This is a genomic window from Microcoleus sp. T3_B1, assembly GCF_036700445.1.
In the GTDB taxonomy this organism is placed as follows: domain Bacteria; phylum Cyanobacteriota; class Cyanobacteriia; order Cyanobacteriales; family Microcoleaceae; genus Microcoleus.
In genome coordinates this window covers 16,630-35,534 of the sequence record NZ_JAUBOX010000016.1, presented here as the reverse complement: position 1 = coordinate 35,534, position 18,905 = coordinate 16,630, and the positions used below count along the sequence as shown (strand labels likewise).

Annotated in this window: 17 protein-coding genes; 14 read left to right on the top strand and 3 right to left on the bottom strand. The window is 46.7% G+C overall.

Annotated elements, in window-relative coordinates; all coding sequences use genetic code 11:
• Positions 1-36: 36 nt before the first annotated feature.
• From QT990_RS11335 to QT990_RS11290, 10 genes are all read left to right on the top strand, one after another.
• Complete coding sequence (locus QT990_RS11335; protein ID WP_333283138.1) at positions 37-297, top strand: hypothetical protein; 261 nt, start codon at positions 37-39, stop codon at positions 295-297.
• Between the two features lie 218 nt (positions 298-515).
• Positions 516-1,184, top strand: a complete 669-nt coding sequence (locus QT990_RS11330) for a Uma2 family endonuclease (protein WP_333283141.1) — start codon at positions 516-518, stop codon at positions 1,182-1,184.
• 185 nt (positions 1,185-1,369) lie between these two features.
• Positions 1,370-1,624, top strand: coding sequence for a type II toxin-antitoxin system ParD family antitoxin (locus QT990_RS11325; RefSeq protein WP_333105636.1), 255 nt, complete (start codon positions 1,370-1,372; stop codon positions 1,622-1,624).
• Positions 1,621-1,926 (top strand): type II toxin-antitoxin system RelE/ParE family toxin, encoded by a 306-nt coding sequence (locus tag QT990_RS11320; protein ID WP_333158798.1) that lies wholly within the window; start codon positions 1,621-1,623, stop codon positions 1,924-1,926. Before QT990_RS11325 ends, QT990_RS11320 begins: the two co-directional genes overlap by 4 nt.
• A gap of 136 nt (positions 1,927-2,062) precedes the next feature.
• Positions 2,063-2,356 carry a DUF433 domain-containing protein gene (locus QT990_RS11315; RefSeq protein WP_333465254.1) on the top strand — a complete coding sequence of 98 codons (294 nt, stop codon included), beginning with the start codon at positions 2,063-2,065 and terminating at the stop codon, positions 2,354-2,356.
• Positions 2,353-2,697 carry a DUF5615 family PIN-like protein gene (locus QT990_RS11310; RefSeq protein WP_333027231.1) on the top strand — a complete coding sequence of 115 codons (345 nt, stop codon included), beginning with the start codon at positions 2,353-2,355 and terminating at the stop codon, positions 2,695-2,697. Before QT990_RS11315 ends, QT990_RS11310 begins: the two co-directional genes overlap by 4 nt.
• 190 nt (positions 2,698-2,887) lie before the next feature.
• Positions 2,888-3,703 carry a PD-(D/E)XK nuclease family protein gene (locus QT990_RS11305; protein ID WP_333140549.1) on the top strand — a complete coding sequence of 272 codons (816 nt, stop codon included), beginning with the start codon at positions 2,888-2,890 and terminating at the stop codon, positions 3,701-3,703.
• 118 nt (positions 3,704-3,821) lie between these two features.
• Positions 3,822-6,377 (top strand): DHH family phosphoesterase, encoded by a 2,556-nt coding sequence (locus QT990_RS11300; RefSeq protein ID WP_333309214.1) that lies wholly within the window; start codon positions 3,822-3,824, stop codon positions 6,375-6,377.
• Positions 6,378-6,857: 480 nt separating this feature from the next.
• Positions 6,858-9,161, top strand: coding sequence for a serine/threonine phosphatase (locus QT990_RS11295; protein WP_333412098.1), 2,304 nt, complete (start codon positions 6,858-6,860; stop codon positions 9,159-9,161).
• Between the two features lie 936 nt (positions 9,162-10,097).
• Positions 10,098-11,339, top strand: a complete 1,242-nt coding sequence (locus QT990_RS11290) for a protein kinase domain-containing protein (protein ID WP_333465253.1) — start codon at positions 10,098-10,100, stop codon at positions 11,337-11,339.
• 165 nt (positions 11,340-11,504) lie between these two features.
• On the opposite strand, the gene QT990_RS11285 is transcribed toward QT990_RS11290, so the two are convergent.
• Positions 11,505-11,723, bottom strand: coding sequence for a DUF4327 family protein (locus tag QT990_RS11285; protein ID WP_193973492.1), 219 nt, complete (start codon positions 11,721-11,723; stop codon positions 11,505-11,507).
• Between the two features lie 652 nt (positions 11,724-12,375).
• On the opposite strand from QT990_RS11285, the gene QT990_RS11280 reads away from it, so the two are divergent.
• Complete coding sequence (locus QT990_RS11280; protein ID WP_333140553.1) at positions 12,376-13,356, top strand: aspartate carbamoyltransferase catalytic subunit; 981 nt, start codon at positions 12,376-12,378, stop codon at positions 13,354-13,356.
• A 137-nt stretch (positions 13,357-13,493) separates the two neighbouring features.
• Here QT990_RS11280 and QT990_RS11275 read toward each other — a convergent pair whose 3' ends face one another.
• Positions 13,494-13,898 carry an SH3 domain-containing protein gene (locus tag QT990_RS11275; RefSeq protein WP_333140555.1) on the bottom strand — a complete coding sequence of 135 codons (405 nt, stop codon included), beginning with the start codon at positions 13,896-13,898 and terminating at the stop codon, positions 13,494-13,496.
• A 636-nt stretch (positions 13,899-14,534) separates the two neighbouring features.
• Between QT990_RS11275 and QT990_RS11270 the strand changes: the two genes are divergently transcribed.
• From QT990_RS11270 to QT990_RS11260, 3 genes are all read left to right on the top strand, one after another.
• Positions 14,535-15,026, top strand: coding sequence for a molybdenum cofactor biosynthesis protein MoaE (locus QT990_RS11270; RefSeq protein WP_333140557.1), 492 nt, complete (start codon positions 14,535-14,537; stop codon positions 15,024-15,026).
• 93 nt (positions 15,027-15,119) lie between these two features.
• Positions 15,120-15,779, top strand: coding sequence for a sigma-70 family RNA polymerase sigma factor (locus QT990_RS11265; protein ID WP_041622468.1), 660 nt, complete (start codon positions 15,120-15,122; stop codon positions 15,777-15,779).
• Between the two features lie 140 nt (positions 15,780-15,919).
• Positions 15,920-16,507, top strand: coding sequence for a zf-HC2 domain-containing protein (locus QT990_RS11260; protein WP_333140559.1), 588 nt, complete (start codon positions 15,920-15,922; stop codon positions 16,505-16,507).
• A 187-nt stretch (positions 16,508-16,694) separates the two neighbouring features.
• Here QT990_RS11260 and QT990_RS11255 read toward each other — a convergent pair whose 3' ends face one another.
• A complete protein-coding gene (locus QT990_RS11255; RefSeq protein WP_333300345.1) occupies positions 16,695-18,875 on the bottom strand; it encodes an NACHT domain-containing NTPase in 2,181 nt (726 codons plus the stop codon).
• Between the last annotated feature and the right edge of the window lie 30 nt (positions 18,876-18,905).

The window sequence follows — 18,905 nt, the reverse complement described above, 5'->3', positions numbered from 1 at the left end:
CCCTTTCCTGTAGTCCATAGAGGATACTAAACCATCATGCCACAAAACGGTTATCAACAGGGATTCGCTGCGAATCCTGGGGCGATCGCGTACCAAAAACGCCTTTACCCTTGGGCGATCGCCAAACTCATGCCCAGTATGCAGCGGGCGATTGTGGGGCGATTTCGCAGTCGATCGGATGCTGACGGGCACTTGCTGTGTCTGCGCCAACTGATGCCTCAAGCAACGCTTGTCGTAGTCTTTGACTTGCAGCCAGATTTAGAAGTACCAATTGCGGCGCCCACAGCAATTCGATAAGCACAAGGATTGCGATCGCCATTTGTAGGGGCGGTGCCCCCGTGCCCGCCCCTTCGTCTGACTTCAAGTCGATCTTTCTTGTATTTTCCTTCTTCCTTTTTAAGAATGACTCAGACTCGATAATTCATTCGTGTATCCGTGTAGTGCCTTCCTTCTTCCTTTGGCTATAAATAGCGACTTAAGTTAGGATAATTTTATCCTCAATTTGCTTTTAAATCATGACTTCTACAACTGTAAAATTCATCTTGCCTCAAGTGGGTGAAATTCCTCAATGGCAAGCCGCGACATGGGAAGATTATGTAGCAGCCTGCGAAGATCCATCTTTGGAGGAAGCCAGAATATTTTTTTATGAAGGATATCTTTGGATAGACATGGGTAATGAAGGGCCTCAGCACGCCAGATTTAACGATCTGTTTACTATCATATTTTTCGTGTGGTTTACTACCAAAATAGGACAAACTTTTGATTCTCTCAGCGGTTGTGTAATTGAGAAACCTAAAGTGGGAGCGGGTGCACCAGATAAAGTTTTATACATCGGCGGAGATTTCCACCAATGGCAAAAAGGGGAACCTCGCCGAATTAATCTGAATCAGTCGCGAGTTCCCGATTTAGTCGGGGAGATAGCCGATACTACTTTGGCCAGCGATTTAGATGAAAAGAAGCGGCTTTATGCTGCTTTGGGAATTCCTGAGTATTGGGTAGTAGATATTAAGGGCGAGAGAGTTTTGGCATTTCGCTTGCAGGAAAACGGGAAATATCATGAATGCGAAATTTCCGGTGCGCTTGAGGGATTGCCAATTGCTTTGCTGTCGGATACTTTGAAACTTTTGGGTGAGGGAAATGGGACGGCGGCGATGTGGTTTGCTCAACAAATTGGGAAGTTGTAGAGAGGTTGGCGAAAAGTGCGTTAGCGAAGCCCTCGAAGAGGATCGCAGGCGATTCACAATAATTTTTTCAAGCTCGACTTTAGGGCAGCCACAATCTCTGAGAATGTTGATATTTGTGCTAAGCTAATCTACAAAAGATGTCACGATCGTGCAGTAACCTTTCTGTGATTTAAAGGAGCAAGTCAATGAATATTGTCTTAAAGCCGGAATACGAAGAGTTTATTCGATCGCAAATTCAAAGCGGAAAATATGGCAGCGCTGAAGAACTAATTGGAGAAGCGATCGCACTTTTAAGAGAACGAAAACAACGCATCGAAGAACTCCGCCAGAAAATAGCAGTGGGAACTGCACAAATTGCTAAGGGACAAGTGACAGATGGAGAAATTGTGTTTGCCAAAATTCAAGAAAAGATCGATCGAAGAGAACAGTCAGGGGCATGAACAGTTATACATTTTCAGATGAAGCCGTCCGAGACTTGAATGAGATTTGTGAGTACATTGCTGGCAATAGTTCCAGGGCAGCCAGCGAGCTTTTTGATGCAATTCGTCAAAAATGTAAACTTGTCGCCGAATTTCCCAATATGGGCAAACGCTATGAGAGGTTATCCCCCAACTTGCGCGGATTTATTGTTAGGGATTATTTAATTTTTTATTACCCGAGATCGGACGGGATTGATATTGCTCGCGTTCTGCGGGGCGATCGAGACTTGGAATTATTGTTTTTAGAGTTAGGGGAAGATTAATTAGCGTTGGATCGATCTGAACGGGCGATCGCACTTGTAAAAAAGGGCGATCGCGCTTAATGCTTCTCAATTTTTTGCACACTTTTAGCTGAAATAATAACATATAATAAAAATATATCTGCCCTGTTAATCTGCCATGAATGTACAATCTGTTTCGCGTTATGTCGCACGTCACCCTGAAATTTTGCAAAGCGAACCAATTATCGCAGGAACCAGGACTTCCGTTCGGGCGATCGTTGAATTGTGGCGTTTGGGTGTTACTCCTGAAGAAATCCCCATGCACTTACCTCACCTGAAATTAGCTCAAATTTTTGACGCGCTGAGCTTTTATTTGGATAACCAGGAAGAAATAAATACTTATATTGAGCGCAATCGAATTCCTGAAGAATTGATTCATCCTGCTGTTAAAGCTGCAATGAGAAAGCCGTGAAACTGTTTGCAACTATTTATACAGATGAAGATGTTTCAAGGCTTGTAGCTACTTTACTGCTGGCTAGAGGGTTCGATGTGACGACAACCAGCGAACAGGGAATGCTGAGTAAATCCGATAGCCAACAATTAGCTTACGCAGCATCTATGGAGCGATGTTTGCTCACCCATAATCGCGTAGACTTTGAGCGACTGCATCTAGATTATATGACAGAAGGAAAACAACATTCGGGGATTATTGTGATACCTCAAAAGAACGCCTATGAGATTGCTCAACGGGTTGCCATTTTATTAAATACCCTAACGGCTGATGAAATCGCTAATCAGCTTTTATATGTATAAAGCGATCGCACTTGGGAAAGCAAAGGGCGATTCCCTACGGGATAGCTACGCACGCGCGTACTCTCCTCCAAAAATGCGATCGCCCTAATTTATCTGCGTTTATCTCCGTCCATCTGCCGACATCTGCGGTTAAAAAAAAATCTCTACCCCTTACAATCATAAAAAATATAAAATCTAAAATCATAAAAAAATGCTCCGACTATCCCAAACCCAACTCAAAATTCTCGAAGAATGCCCCCGCAAATTCCAACACAGCTACCTCGAACTACTCGCCACCACCGCATCCCCAGAACACAAAGAAAAACTCACATGGGGAAGCCACTTTCACCTATTAATGCAGCAGCGAGAACTCGGACTTCCCATTGAATTCATCATCCAACAAGACCCCGAACTGGGACGCTGTGTGGCAGCATTTATCAACACCGCACCCGAACTTTTCGCTAATTCAGAAAATAGCGATCGCATTTTCCGCCAAGCCGAACACCCCCGCACCCTAATTTTCCAAGACTACCTATTCACCGTTATCTATGACTTGCTAATAGCAGAACCAAACGCCGCGCAAATTCTCGACTGGAAAACCTATCCCCGCCCTCAAAAATCAAAATGGATAGCCGAAAGTTGGCAAACTCGCCTCTATTTATATGTTTTAGTAGAAACCAGCGACTATTCCCCCGAACAAGTTTCCATGACATACTGGTTCGTACAATTGCAAGGAGAAGAACCGCCGCAAAAACTCACGTTTTATTACAACCAAACAGAACACGATCGCACAAAACAAGATTTAACCCACCTATTGCACCAGCTAAGCGAGTGGCGACAGCGCTATACCGAAGGCGGCGAATTCTTACCCCAAGTAGAAATTAGTTCCAATCTTTGCGATTCCTGTCAATTTGCAACTCGCTGCAACCGCACAACAGACAACACAGCTTCCTCATCCAATCTTTCCGCAGAAACTCCCACAGATTGGCTGCCAAATCTTGCTATCATTGAGGAAATGTCTATTTAATTCAAATCTTTTACTATGCCAACTATTAGTCCCCGGTGGGGGCGGGTTTATAGATATTGTGGATGTGAATGAAAGATTGTTGGTGAACCCGCCCCTACAGGAATTAATGAAATAACTTATGACAGAACTACTTCAAAATTTGCCAACTCAACCCCTATCCCAACCCCCAGCTTGGCTGATCCAAGCTGTCAGGAACCATGCACCAGAACTCCCCGGAAACTATGCCGCCGCACTTCTCTGGTATAGAGGAATTCACAACCCCGAACAAATACCAGGTTTCTTAAACCCCCAACTTTACCAACCAGCAAGTCCCTTTGAATTCGGGCTAGAAATGAACTGGGCGATAGAAAGAATCCAGCAAGCACGAAACAGCGCAGAAAAAGTTGCAATTTGGGGAGACTTCGACGCCGACGGCATTACCTCAACCTCTGTTTTGTGGGATGGACTGGGAGAATTTTTTACTCAAAACGACCAACTAACTTATTACATTCCCAACCGATTAACCGAATCTCACGGACTCAATATCACAGGAATAGATGCCTTAGCAAAAGCGGGAATTAGCTTAATTATTACCTGCGATACAGGCAGTACAAACATCGCCGAAATCGAATATGCCACCAGCTTAAACATCGATACAATTGTCACCGACCATCATACATTACCAGACGATCGCCCGCCAGCTACAGCCATTATCAATCCCCGCTACTTTCCCCCAAGCCACCAACTATTTAACCTTTCAGGAGTGGGAGTAGCTTATAAATTAGTTGAAGCATTATATGACACATTACCGGATATTCCGCAGCGCCCGATCGCAGATTTATTAGAATTAGTAGCGATCGGCTTAATTGCCGATTTAGTCCAACTTACAGGAGACAGCCGCTACCTAGCACAAATCGGCATCCAACAACTGCAAAAACAAATCGCAAATCCCACCCGCCCGGGAGTTGCAAAATTGCTCGAACTGTGCAAAAGATCGGGCGATCGCCCAACCGACATATCCTTCGGGCTCGGCCCCCGAATCAACGCCGTCAGCCGCATTCAAGGTGACGCCAGCTTCTGCGTAGAACTCCTCACCAGCCGCGACAAAAAACGCTGCGAAGAACTAGCAAATTTAACCGAAATTGCCAACTCCCGGCGCAAATCTTTACAAAAAGATGTTGCCAAAGATGCCGCCGCCAAATTAGCCAAACTCGACCTCTCAACTACTAGCGTCATCGTCCTCAGCGACCCCCAATGGCCCGTAGGAGTATTAGGATTAGTAGCGGGACAAATCGCCCAAGAATACGGCCGTCCCGTGATTTTATTCAGCACAGAAGGAAGCGAAGAAATTAAGGAAAATTCCCAGGAAACCCAATTGACCTCTTTCTTAGATTCAGAATCAAAAACACTTTCCCCATCCAAAATTGCTAGGGGTTCGGCGCGTTCCGCCAATCAAATTGACCTTTACCAATTAGTCAAAGACCAAGCGCATTTATTGGACAGATTTGGTGGTCATCCCTTCGCCGCCGGATTGAGTCTCCCTGTTGAAAATATCCCCCTATTTACCGATGCGGTAAATCAGCAACTGCGACAACAATACAGTACAGATAGTTTAACAGCCGCCCCAGTTCAAGCAGACCTAAAAATTACTGTCTCCGAATTAGGCAAAGACTTATTTCAAGAACTAAAATTGCTCGAACCGTGCGGTATGGGCAACCCCGCACCCAAATTGCTGATTGAAAACTGCTGGTTTGACAATCTGTGGAATCAAAAAATCAAAGACTTGAAAGGGCAAAAAGTAGAATATCTTAAAACAGAATTTACAATTAGGGATGAATCTAGCGATACTGGATTTCCCGGCCTTTGGTGGGGACATAATCAAAATGAAGTTCCCCAAGGTCGCTGCGATGTCACCGTTGAACTAGATTTTAATACTTACAAATCGCGGTATGAAGTGCGCCTCGTAGCAGTGCGGGAACGCACGGCAGACAACCCAATCAATTCCCCGACTAAAATAGATTGGATCGTAGACTGGCGCAATAGAAATAATGAGGAAGAGTTGTTAGCAGCCAGCACAAACTTAGAATCTCCAATGCCGATCGACAATCTAGTTTACAATTCCGAAATGGTCGATCGCGAAAACTCGATCGTCCTCAAAGAATGCCCCGCAAGCTGGGACGAACTGCGGATCTGGTTTAGGCAAGCACAGCACACTCAGAAAAAACTCGCGATCGCCTACACATTACCCCCACTCGTACCCCCACAGCAAATCTGCCAACAGCTAATCGGCATCGCCAAATACCTCAGCCGCACCAAAAAACCCGTCACCAGACAGCAACTCCGCCAGAAACTCGGCATCAGCGACACATCCTTGCAACTAGGGTTCAAAACCCTAACATATCTCGGTTTTAAAATCAATTATCGCGATCGAGCTTTCCACATCACCAGACAACCCGAAACCGCACAGCAGCAAGACGCGCCCGATCAAATCCCCAAATCCTTATTAGATAGCCAATCCATCCAATCCTCCGTGCCAAATTCCCCCATCGCCGCCCGTTTTGCAGCGCAATTCCTAGCAGCAGTCTCCGAAGAACAATTCCGGCGGAAATATTTCTGTGAAGTACCCCTTTCCACCATTGTGTCGATCGCCCGAGAAACCGTTTTCCAAGAAGATTCTACAGCAAATCCCTTCTAACTGAGATATTGGACTATTCTCAAGAACAGGCAAGATGCCTGTTCCACAAGAAAATTCACTCTTTGTGGAACAGGCATCTTGCCTGTTCATAAAAAGCTTATTGAGAATGGTGGAACACATGAGTTCTAACTGAGATATTGCACCATTGTTAAGAACGGGCTCTTCGGCCCGTTCCACTCATGAGATAACTTTTATTGTCGGGCCCGCACGCTGTTACCACCGGTGGGGCTGGCTTTTGGGGCCCTGAAGCGAGAGAAGTTGTTGTAGATGTGGCTTAAGAGGCCTATTCCTGACACGGATGCAACATCTCAGTTCTAAGAAATATCTTACTTCTGAATTCATCCCGATAAAATAAGGCATAGGGCAATGGGAGTTATCCGTTGCGAGTCAGACCCAAAACTCATAACTCCTAACTCACAGGCCACAACCCAAAACTCCCCACCGCCAAACTCGATCGCCCATATCCAATTTAAAACCCCTATGCTTCTCTGTCCCCGCTGCCAATTTGAAAATCCCAATCCAAACAAGTTTTGTCAACAATGCGGAAATTCCCTAATTTACAAACCTTGCCACGAATGCGGTGCCCAAGTCGCTTTTAGCGCCGCATTATGTCAGAATTGCGGCGTCGCAACAGGTCAAGTGTGGCGGGCCATTATCTGCGGTCGATCGAATTTTCCAGCAGTCGAGGCAGACGAGTCAACCCTACCCCCAGCCGAGTTTCCCCAAAAACCAGAGATGGTTCCAGAAATCCCATCGCGCCAAAACTCTCCTGAACCAATCACAGACGCCATTAAAACCGAAATAACCACCCCAGCCGAACCCCCAATAGCAGTCGCATCAACTTCTCCACAGCCAAGCGACGGCGAATTCAGCAGCACAGAAAGTGACCCTGTGGTAGCCGTGGGGGCGATCGCACCAGCATCCTTTCAAACAACAGAAAAAAGCTCTACTACAGCACCAGAGCGCGAAATAACCCCATCTGAACACCATTTTACAACCGCACCACAGCCTCAACAAATCCAGGAAGCAACAGAGAACCCCGACAGCCCAAACATAGCTGACATCTCCCCCCAATCTCCACAATTCCCCGTCCCCAATTCAGAATATTTAATCCCTTCCCAGCAAGCAGGAGCTTATTTAGACACTCAGCAGCGCTACCAACTCCTAGAAACCGTGCCGCCGAGAAAACGCTCAGACACAGTAGAAGTAACAGTATTGGACTGTCAGCCGCTGGAAATGTCACCCCTCAAAGCCATGCTAGCAGCCAACTCTGCCAGCGTCGCCAGACGAACATCCCCCTATAGCGCAGCAATCAAACGCGGAGAAAATTCAACCAATTCCGCCTTAGCAGAGCTTTGCCAAGGCATAGCTGAACCTTATCTGGCACTCCGGTGGCAATTCTCTCAAAACCTGCCAGTCATTCACGATAGCTGGTCAGACAACGAACAGGCAGTGCTGCTGCTAGAAGACTGCTCCCAATGGCCGCTGCTGGTAGAACGCTGGAGTCAACCCGAAACTTCCACCCAGCAAATTTTATACTGGCTACACGAAATGACAGAACTGTGGGCTGCCCTAGAACCCTGGCGCTGTCGGCAAAGCTTGTTGGAACTGACAAATTTGCGAGTCAACCCCGACTCTTCCTTCTCCTTGGCTTCTTTGCGACTGCAATACCTCTATCCCGAACCCGCCGGCTCCAACCTGCAACTGGTAGATTTGGGGCAATTGTGGCAGGTGATATTTAGCCAGTCCGATCATCGCACTCAGTTTGGCGCCTTGCTCGACCTGCTGCAACAAATGTACAGAGGCGAGATTAGCACAATCGAAGAGTTGCGATCGCGCCTAGAAACAGTTCCCCTCGAACTCCAACCCGCACCTTCACCAAGCTCAACCCCGACGCGCAGGCATTACCGCAGCCCCGACGAGTCCCCCCCCGACGTTGGCGAGGTCTTAACCCAGCCCATGCCACTCCAGATTTACAGCTTAGAAGACGCAGGCCTCACCGATGTTGGCCGCACGCGCGACCACAACGAAGACTTCTTCAGCATCTGGACTCAGCTCAACAAACTCGAAAGCTCCTTCGGTCGCATCTTTCAAACCAAAGGGCTTTACATTCTCTGCGACGGCATGGGGGGACACGACAGCGGAGAAGTAGCCAGCCAACTAGCCGCTGAAACTCTCAGAGAATTCTTTCAAACCCGTTGGCAAAATCAACTACCTCCGGCAGATACCATCCGCGAGGGAGTGCTGCTAGCCAACAAAGCCATCTTTGAAATCAATCAAAAGGACGGACGCTCCGGCAGCGCCCGCATGGGTACAACTCTAGTCGCAGTCTTAGTTCAAGACACCCAATTCGCCGTTGCCCACGTCGGCGACAGCCGCCTCTACCGACTGAGAAAGGGACAAACCCTAGAAAAAATCACCTCAGACCACGAAGTAGGGCAGCGCGAAATTAAGCGCGGAGTTGACCCGGAAACTGCTTATGCCCGTCCCGACGCCTATCAACTAACTCAAGCCATCGGCCCGCGAGACAGTAATTTTCTCAAGCCAGAGGTGCAGTTTTTAGACTTGTGCGAAGATACCTTATTAATTTTGGCTTCGGACGGCCTGACAGATAATGATTTGTTGGAAACTCACTGGCAGAACACTCTCGAACCCCTGTTCAATCCCCAAGCTGATCTCGACCAGGGAGTTGCTCAATTGATTGAACTGGGCAACAAACGCAACGGTCACGACAATATCACGGCAATTATCATTCGGGCCCAGGTAGGCGCATTTCGATTTTAGACTTTCGATGCGGCCAACTTTTTCAAAGGTGGTGCTTTCCCCCGTGACGGTCTGGGTTAAACCTGCAATTGTTGCAGGGAAAGGAAACAGCTTCTGCCTTTTTCGGGCAAGGCTTTACTGCTGGCTCTGTTATTAGGTATCCGGTGTTAAAACAGCTTCAGTTTGATTGCTCAAAAACTGATTACAGACCCATAAGATTGCAGAAAAGCTGTGGAGGACTAACCATTTATCAGTAGCTTTAATTTTGAGACTCGGTTCAGGGAATCTACCGGAAAAATTGGCTTGATAGTAAGTGGATTCATCATAGTTGAAAGAGCTTTCACTTATAAAAATAGTTAGTCTAATGAAAAAAAATCAACTATAACAATCCTAAATGATTCAGATAAATTTGTAGGTAGTGCTAAGAGTGCCTACCCCCTATCTATCGGGCAACCGGGCGTGGGATTGCCCCTACAATAATTATGCAAATGATTTAGGATTGCTATAAAATGAAGTGAGTATGCAGGCTGGCTAATGCGAAATCTGTTTTATACTCGATCGCTGTCGGGGCAATTTGGGCATAGGCAGGAAGTGCCCGCCCTACCTATAGATGTGGGGGGTAAATCACAACCTGCTGCTACAGCAAATTTACGTAAAAATTTAGCGATTGTTTACCTGGTTTTTGTAGTTTCAAGTGTTAAATCGATCGACTGTGTTTTAAGGAGCGATCGACCCCTCACAAATTTTAGGAATAATTGTTCCCAAAAGACTATTTATAACTTAATTGTTTATGAAATCTTTAATCACAATCAGGATATTATAAAGTTTTCCTGGAACTAACCTGTGAAGCTCATAAGTAATTTTTAATTGCTAATTTTTCAAAGCCCTACGCCCCAAATCTATAAATCCCGTCAACTCTCACTGCCAAATCAGGGAGTTCAACCACATCAAGCGAAAATGCTGCTGACTCTTTTAGATCCAGAAAAACAGACCCCCCTGCAACAGTGGAGTTTCGAGAGCGAATCCATTATTCGCATCGGCCGCTCTCCCGAAAATCACGTTGTGATCCCCAATGCTCTAGTGTCGCGGCAGCATCTGGAACTGCAAAGAGTTAATAGCGGGAAATCCAGTCAGTGGTACTTAGTCAATTCCGGGACAAATGGCACTTTGGTGAACGGTATTCTCATGTCTCAGGGTTGGATATCCGACGGTGCCATGATCCAGTTGGCGCGGGGCGGCCCAATTCTGCATTTCCAAGTGATTACTATTGAACTCGGCGGCCAAATTAAGGCGAACCCCACCGTCAATCTCGCGGCACCAAGGTGTACCCACGCGGGAAACCCGCCGGGGAATTTATTCTGCATCCACTGCGGCGAACCGATTAAAGTCGATCGCACGGTGCGCCACTACCAAGTGCTGAGAACTTTGGGCCAAGGCGGTATGGGGACAACGACTTTAGCCTGGGATCGAGAGAAAGCAAAAGCTCAAAAACCCGGAAGTTCCCCCGCAGCTTCTCTGGTAGTCCTCAAGGAAATGAATGCTGATATGGCTCAAATCGCCAAAGCTCAAGAACTGTTTGAACGTGAAGCTAAAACTCTCAAGGCCCTCCACCATCCGGGAATTCCTCAGTTTTTTGACTTTTTTGTGGAAGGGGGCAAAAAATACTTGGTGATGGAAATGCTCCACGGCGAGGATTTAGAAAAACGCATCTACAACCGCGGGCCTGTTGCTCCCCAACAAGCAATAGAGTGGATGAGCCAAACCTGTGAGGTTTTGGACTACATTCACTCTCAAAAACCCCCGATCGTCCACCGGGATATTAAACCTGCTAATTTGCTGGTGCGGCATCGGGACAATCGCATTACAGTGCTGGATTTTGGAGCCGTTAAAGAAATCGGCACTCCTCCGGGCACTCGCATCGGCGTTGAAGGCTACACCGCACCAGAACAAGACCGGGGACAGCCTCTCCCTCAGTCGGATTTATATGCTATTGGGCCTACTTTAATTTTTTTGCTGACGGCCCAAAGCCCTCAAAACTTTTACGGCAAAATAGCTGGAGGTTACGGGTTTAAGCTCGAAAATATTCCGACGATCGCCCCCAAGCTGCGGGACACCATTTTGCGAACCACGGCAGCTAAGCCTGGGGATCGCTTTCAAACTGCTCAACAATTAGCTCGAGCTTTAGCAGCTTCGCTTTAACAAAAGTCAGAAGTCAAAACTCAAAAGCCAAAAGTCAGAATTTATGAGGAAGAGGGCAAAAGGAAAAGGGAAGAGGGAAGAATTTAGCAACGGAAATTTATTAAATAAAATTTAGCCGATCGCCTCGGAATTTCTCTCCGACACCCCAGTCCTCCGTCTCCTCTGTTATTCCTCGTCCCAAGCTTCTACAGCTATCAACTCGCTCACGGGGTCTTGCATAGAAAAATCAAACTCTAGCAATTGCTGTTTCCAGTACGGCCATTCGTCGCCGTAAAGCAGAGCAATTTTCCAAATACTGTCTGTCGGCTTGATAATGTCAGACGTGACGAGAGAATGCACCTGACGCTGGAACTTAACCATCGGCTGTATAACCTTCTGGCTCATAATACCTCTTGAATTGTTTAAATTTTGTGAATTACCACTTCCGATCTCACACTTTTTACCGCAGTTTCGCCAAGAACAGTCTCGCCAAGATACGTGTAGATTTTTGTCGGGAAGCTACATATTTAACTTGTATCTTAACACAGTTCGTTTTGACAAGGCCCTATAAGCAGGACTGAAGAGTCAAGACCGACTTCAAAGAATTAATCATCTTTAAAATGTCCCGCTATATGCTGTCGATCGACAGTGGGAGGTTGGCCGCCTCGATTGTTTCCACATCGTTGTTTCCACATAGTGGCAGATGCAAGGGCTGCGTTCGGCTTGTTCTTGACAAGGCTGAGTTTGCGTAGGAGGAACTGCAACTACTGCGCTTTGGCTGCTACAGCGTAATTTCCGCTTTCCTGCGGGTAAACCACACCTGTTTCACCTTCGACGCTGGGTTCGCTGTGAGAGTGGGGTCGGAGCTACATAAACTGATTATAACTCTACTCACCGCAAAAGCGATCAAAAATTGTTGGATACTGTTGATCGCCACCCCTAAATGTCGATCGAACATTCAAAGGCGACAGCAGGGCGGGCGTACAAGCAACTTCCAAACCCATCGTCCGTCCTGATTGAGTCAATCTGAAATCTAAAATCTAAAATCTAAAATTGTATGACTTGGACAAGGCGACACATTCTCACTCTGGCTGATTTTACCTCGGACGAATACGATACAGTGCTGCAAACAGCAGCCAGTTTTCGGGAGGTGCTCGGCCGCCGCACGAAGAAAGTGCCCGCCCTGCAGGGTCAAGTGGTCGCGAATTTGTTTTTTGAACCTTCTACCCGGACTCGCAATAGTTTTGAGTTGGCGGCGAAGCGGCTGTCGGCGGATACGCTAAATTTTACGCCGGGAAGTTCTTCTCTGACGAAGGGGGAGACTATTCTGGATACGGCTAAGACTTATTTGGCGATGGGAACGGATTTGATGGTAATCCGGCACGAACAAGCGGGAGTTCCCAGCACGATTGCTTCGGAAATGGATCGCTTGGGTTCGAGAGTCAGCGTTCTCAATGCTGGAGACGGTCAGCACGAACACCCGTCGCAAGGTTTGCTAGACTTATTTACTATTTGTGCTCTGTTAGATACCGAACGTCCGCGGCTGGAACTTTTAGCGGGCAAAAAAATTGCTGTGGTGGGGGATATTTTGCATTCGCGGGTGGCTAGGTCTAATATTTGGAGTCTAACGGCTTCTGGGGCAGAGGTTCATTTGGCCGGGCCGCCGACTTTGCTACCGCTGTTGTTTGCTGAGTGTGGCGATGGTAGGGAAGGCAAGTTATTTTTGCACTGGCATCTGGAACCTGCTTTGGCAGATGCTGATTTTGTGATGACTTTGCGGCTGCAAAAGGAACGGATGAGCGACCATTTGCTGCCGAGTTTACGAGAGTACCATTCTTTGTACGGGATTACGCGCGATCGGCTGAAACTCTGCAAGCCGGATGTGAAGGTGTTGCACCCTGGCCCGGTTAACCGTGGCGTGGAAATTAGTTCGGATTTGATGGACGATGCCCAGTTTAGCCTGATATCTCAGCAAGTTACCAGCGGCGTGGCGGTGCGGATGGCATTACTTTATCTAATCGGCGGGGGTAAAGTTTAGGCTGTTAGTTGTTAGTCATGAATTTCGGATCTTCAATGATTTTCAGGATCGATCGCATATTTAAAATAATCGTTACCCAGTAGGGCCGGGTAACGATTAAAACTCTTTCTAGAAATGTAAATTGCTCTAGTTAAGAGTTAGGAAAGCCAGGACGCAGAAACCCAGCCACCACCTTTGAGTTGGGCCCAGCCGTTTTTGTAACGACCGGTCAATTTTACGTGGTCTCCATAATATAACTTGCCGATTACACCAGAACAGCTACTGGGGCGGTGGCGGATATTCAGTCGGCCGCCATTCGTGACAACTTTGGCGTAGCTGTGATGGCTGTGATGAGCGCGATGGCCACAGTGTTTGCGGTAGCAACTTGCCGCCTGGGCTTCGCCACCGACACTCAGAACAGATAGGGCTACTGCCATACCTGCGACGCCTATCCATGCAGAATTAGGAATTTTCAAGCCGAGTTGGTCTAACGACTTGACTTGGAGTTCGGACTCTGGAGATTCATAAGCAACAAAAGAGTGGCTCAATGCTAGTGCTTCCATAGTTTCCTCATGATTGTTGTTAACCTTTCTTGGTGCAGACTCAGGTCAAAACCTCAATTAACAGCCCAAATTATTAACTTATGTTTCATAAAAGCCACAAAAGGGCGTTAAGGTCTTGCTGTTGCCGAGTATTGGCTAATGTTCCTGAACCATGCACAGGTATATCATGTCATTGATGTAGCTTTCCGGAACAAAAAAATAAATAAAGTTTACATCGGCTGCTAAAAATTTTGCCGACGCGGATCAGAACTCCGGGCAGAATTAAACTTAACTGTGTCATTAAAAAGGGAACGAAGTTATCGATTGGGGTAGGAAATGGCTTGTACTGAGTTGCGAATGACACTACTTATTTTGGTGCTTATTTATTGAACTGCTACAGCAAGATCGGCAGTTAATTATATCGAACAAGCATCCGGCTCGTCTTCAAGCCCAATCTTAATTTGCTTGGGGTCAGTCATAGTGTAGCCGATCGCACTCGTGCAGAAGTTCGGGGCGATGGCGTCGGGCCCTCGGCCGTGCTACAAGATGGGTCTCAAGATTAGCCTCCCAGTGTCCCCGACAAGAATGCAAGACAAATCCATCGCGACTTGATTTGTGTCAAGATCGATCGAGTTCTCCAGCACCACTTCTTTCGCAATGAACTCCTTCGCTGCACTTTCTCTCGGCACAATTCCTCAACGCCATGAATCCGACAGCTTCGCCATTACCTTAGCGCCGCTGTCTGTAGAGGAAATATACGCTTTGGCAGATGACCCCGCGAACGGAGCCGTGGTAATAATGAGCGGTACAGTCCGCAACCAAACTGACGGTCAAGCTGTAGTTTCCCTAGAATATCAAGCCTACGAACCGATGGCCGTGCGAGTATTCCAGCAAATTGCTACTGAAATCCGCCGCCAGTGGGCCGATGTCAATCGGGTCGCTATTCACCACCGCGTCGGACACTTGCAGGTGGGCGAAATCAGCGTATTGGTGGCTGTTGGCTGTCCCCACCGGGGCTCAGCGTTTGCAGCTTGCCAGTACGCCATAGATACGCTCAAACACAATGTACCGATTTGGAAAAAGGAACATTGGGCTGACGGTTCTAGCAGTTGGGTTAGTATTGGAGCGTGCGAGGTTGTCGGGCATTAGTCAATCGATTTGAGATTTGAGATTGAAGAGGGGAACTTGTTACGATCTCCTAACGTCAAAAAGTGTGGAATGTTCGATGAGCCGATTCCACCGATGAGCGACTTTATTTCCGTGTCCTGGTCTGCGGTTGTGGCGACCGTTCAAAGAGTGCAATTGCCAGCCGAAAAACTCTCTAATTATGACTTGGTGTTGCGGTGTCAGGAAGGAAATCGACCTGAGACCACGGCCTTTTCAGAACTGTTGAAGCGGTATCAGTCCCACGTAGACAGGGTTCTCTATCACTTGGCCCCTGACTGGCAAGACCGAGCAGACTTGGCTCAGGAAGTGTGGATTCGGGTCTACCGCAATATTAACCGCTTGCAAGAGCCTGTTAAATTTCGGGGCTGGCTGAGCCGCATCGCCACTAATTTGTTTTACGATGAGTTGCGGAAGCGCAAACGGGTGCGAACTCCGCTGTCGCTGGACGTACCCCGTACTCTGGAAGATGGCGAGGTTGATTGGGAAATTCCGGCCGACAGTCCGGGGCCTGATGAAGATTTGACGACGAGAGAATTTTACGACCAGTTGCGGGTGGCGATCGCAGATTTGCCGGAAGTATTCCGCACGACAATTGTTTTGAGAGAAATAGAAGGTTTAGCCTATGAGGAAATAGCCGAAATGACCGGAGTTTCTCTGGGAACTGTCAAGTCGAGAATTGCTAGAGCTCGCCAAAGATTGCAGTTGGAATTGCAAAAATATCTCGATGGTAATTAGCAAGAGTAATTTCAGAGGCGGGTTAAGAAGATTTGGTGAAGTTTGCTGTGACATCAAAACTTCTCTTTTAAAATATAAGTAAGCAGTAAATCATTCTAATACCGAGTGCGTGATTCCCCAATTAGAGCAAGTCTGAAATTATGAGTGGTAACTTTGAATCCGATAAAAATCAGAATCAGCAAGGCGTGGGGGATTCACTCGCTGAAACTGAAGTTAACAACAATTATGCCCAGGGCAATGTAACTACTATGATGCGCGATCGCTTTGAATTGCTAAGTGCTTACCTCGATGGCGAAGTGACGGCAGCAGAACGCCGGCAAGTTGAGGAGTGGCTGACAAATGACCCCACTACGAAGCGTTTGTACTCGCGACTGCTGATGATGCAGCAGAGTTTTCAGGCAATGCCGGTGCCTGCTGCGGAACAATCTGCCGAGGAGTTGGCGACGAAGGTTTTGCAGCGGGTGGAACGCAAGCCGAAACGAACTTGGATTGTGGGTGGAGGTGCGATCGCAGCTTTGTTGGTTGCGGTGGTGTCTGGTGTCGGTGGCGATCGCCAATTGTTTGCTCCTCAGTTTGCTCGATCGCCCGTTCCTGCTGAATCAGACGGTTTGATTATGGCTTTAAACGAGCCTCTGGTGGAGATGGTTAATCCCAATGATTTGATGCTTGGGGTGAATGCACCGATCATGGATATTCCCAAAGTTGGTGTAGCAACCCCTCAAAAGTAATTGCTAAAGGCGCAGTAGGATTTCTGTTTTGAGCAATAACGAAAGTTGCTAAGCTCCCTAAAAAAGGGGGCTTTTTGCTGTTTTTCCCAGTTTTTCAAGGTGGATATATCCTTTGACGCTTTCCCGGCTTTGAATGACGAATTGTGGGGCGATCGCATCTTAATATCCTAGTAGGTAGCGAGTGGAATTAGACGGGGCGATCGCACTTGTCACCGATTTTTTGCAGATTTGCGATCGGCAACAGCAATGTCTCCTCAATTTCCTGCCGCACAGCAGGAGATAGATTACAACCGCTATTGAGGCAATCTACTAGCAATTTATTAGCATCATAATACTTCCTCAGCAATGACTTCTGCTGTTCGCTGAATATCCAATTGCGACCTATATTGCGATACTTAATCATCACATTTATTAATTGCTGAGTCCAATCTCGACCTTTAGCATTCCACCACTCCCGCTCGCTTCTCCACCAGTGCTGTATTCTGTTTGGATATGCTGAAGCATATAGTTGGTCTCTGAGTTGTTGCAGAGATTGCTTCAATTCTGGTTCAAGATTTAAATTGAGAGAAAAGGCGAGGATAGAGAGAAGATTGCGACCTGAACCAGCAGCATAAGTATAGGCAATATTAAGGTCAATTGCATAAAACATTGCAACATCAAGAACAATATCAGTAGCCAAGTCAGAGTGGCGTTCAGTAGCCAAGCCAGAGTCACGTTCATTGTCATAATAAGAAGTAAAGTCCAAGAAAAAAAGTTCAAGGGGTGGTTTAAAGGTATGGTCAATGGCATAACCAAGAATACGGATCAAACTTAGGTCAAAATTCAAGTCCGAACGAGGGTTACTAACGCGCTCTACCTCTCGACCCAGATAAAAAGCGCGGATAGCTGATGGTTTATAGGGAGCCTTAATGGAAAAAGATTTATTTCTTACCCACATTAGGAACTGCTGCAACTGCTCATCCTCAGCAACCATCCCATCAACTTGCTGTTTCATTGATAGTAACAAGTCATCAGTTTTTGGCAACATCCCAACTGCTAAAAACAAGACTTCTCGCCAACGCTTCTCGGTCAGGTGGCTGACCAGTTTCTCCAAAGCTTGTGGAGTGGAATTGTTAACTATTTCTGTAGCAGTAAAATACTCTTGGAATGTTAGATGAGAAAACGAATAAATCCCTCTTGCCCTCTCCACTAATAAGCCATGTTGTGCCTCGATGGCCTTCAGCACAACCTCACTATGGCTCTCCAACTGAACGCGGTCAGTTGTGGCATCGGGTAAGTTAGCCAGATAGTTGGCAATCACTTGTTGGATTTGATTTTTTTCAAAAAAGTAATCGCCCCGCTCAAAAGTAATAGCTGCCACAAAAGCAAGTAAATGTTTCTTGCGGCACAAATTCAAATCTCGATAAACTTCATCCCGTTGAATGCCTCTAGTTTCATCCCATTTTCTGAGCATAATTTCCAATCCTTCCTCATACAACTTGGCTCTGTTGGATGGAAAATGTGCTTTGGCTTGGAATACTAAACAAGTCAGATTCAACAAGATAGGCGTTACTGCCAGTTCTCGGATTTGCTGATTTTTATTCATTTTTAGCTGATATACAAATTGAGACGCTAAAGCTTTCCCTGCCTCCATATTCTGGGAAAATGCCACAAACCAATTGCGAGCAAAGGCAGCGATTTGCTTGTTATTAAAATCTGCTACCTCAACACAGGTAAAGGCTTCGTCGTGAAATCTGTACTTAGCAGCGGCAATTCGACAGGTAATAATAAACTGATTGTTGTAATACTTTTGGACAAACTGACGAATCTGTCTGACGACTGCATCGCTATCTGATTCTGGCACTTCATCTAAGCCGTCCAGCAAAATCAGCCCTCTGCCTTGACTGAGTACAGATTCAGTTTGCGATCGCGCCTCAACTCCGCAACTGGCAAATTCGTCGCTGATATATTCTAATAAGTCAAGATTAGCGATTTCAGCAAAGGTTTTCAGAGAGATAAAAATCGGTATTTTGTTTGCTTCAAATTCAGAGCGATCGCACTGAATGGCAATGTGTTTCAAAAAAGTAGTTTTACCGGAACCCGGTTTGCCGAGTACCATCAGTTTAGAGTGAGATTTCACCGCATCCAATCCTGGTACTCGTTTCTGGCATATTTTACCTAATCCCAAGCGGTTAAAGTTATCCGCATCTGGGTTGAACTCTCTGAGTAAATCGCTAATTTCTCCCGGCTGCCAACTGGTAATTTCCTCCAAAATGTTGAGTTCAACGTAGAGGTTGCTGACATCAACGGGCTGTGCAATATCCAACAGTTGCATTTTGCTGTAAAGCTGTTGGATTTTGCTGTGGCATTTTTGCCGTATCTCTTGCACTACCGAATCAATATGCTGTTGGCAAAAATC

Bases quoted from the DNA above. Each gene is read 5' to 3' on its own strand.
- QT990_RS11270 (WP_333140557.1), top strand. From the start codon at position 14,535: ATGAACTCCTTCGCTGCACTTTCTCTCGGCACAATTCCTCAACGCCAT.
- QT990_RS11290 (WP_333465253.1), top strand. From the start codon at position 10,098: ATGCTGCTGACTCTTTTAGATCCAGAAAAACAGACCCCCCTGCAACAG.
- QT990_RS11280 (WP_333140553.1), top strand. From the start codon at position 12,376: ATGACTTGGACAAGGCGACACATTCTCACTCTGGCTGATTTTACCTCG.
- QT990_RS11305 (WP_333140549.1), top strand. From the start codon at position 2,888: ATGCTCCGACTATCCCAAACCCAACTCAAAATTCTCGAAGAATGCCCC.
- QT990_RS11335 (WP_333283138.1), top strand. From the start codon at position 37: ATGCCACAAAACGGTTATCAACAGGGATTCGCTGCGAATCCTGGGGCG.
- QT990_RS11315 (WP_333465254.1), top strand. From the start codon at position 2,063: ATGAATGTACAATCTGTTTCGCGTTATGTCGCACGTCACCCTGAAATT.
- QT990_RS11325 (WP_333105636.1), top strand. From the start codon at position 1,370: ATGAATATTGTCTTAAAGCCGGAATACGAAGAGTTTATTCGATCGCAA.
- QT990_RS11300 (WP_333309214.1), top strand. From the start codon at position 3,822: ATGACAGAACTACTTCAAAATTTGCCAACTCAACCCCTATCCCAACCC.
- QT990_RS11285 (WP_193973492.1), bottom strand. From the start codon at position 11,723: ATGAGCCAGAAGGTTATACAGCCGATGGTTAAGTTCCAGCGTCAGGTG.
- QT990_RS11275 (WP_333140555.1), bottom strand. From the start codon at position 13,898: ATGGAAGCACTAGCATTGAGCCACTCTTTTGTTGCTTATGAATCTCCA.
- QT990_RS11295 (WP_333412098.1), top strand. From the start codon at position 6,858: ATGCTTCTCTGTCCCCGCTGCCAATTTGAAAATCCCAATCCAAACAAG.
- QT990_RS11260 (WP_333140559.1), top strand. From the start codon at position 15,920: ATGAGTGGTAACTTTGAATCCGATAAAAATCAGAATCAGCAAGGCGTG.
- QT990_RS11320 (WP_333158798.1), top strand. From the start codon at position 1,621: ATGAACAGTTATACATTTTCAGATGAAGCCGTCCGAGACTTGAATGAG.
- QT990_RS11265 (WP_041622468.1), top strand. From the start codon at position 15,120: ATGAGCGACTTTATTTCCGTGTCCTGGTCTGCGGTTGTGGCGACCGTT.
- QT990_RS11330 (WP_333283141.1), top strand. From the start codon at position 516: ATGACTTCTACAACTGTAAAATTCATCTTGCCTCAAGTGGGTGAAATT.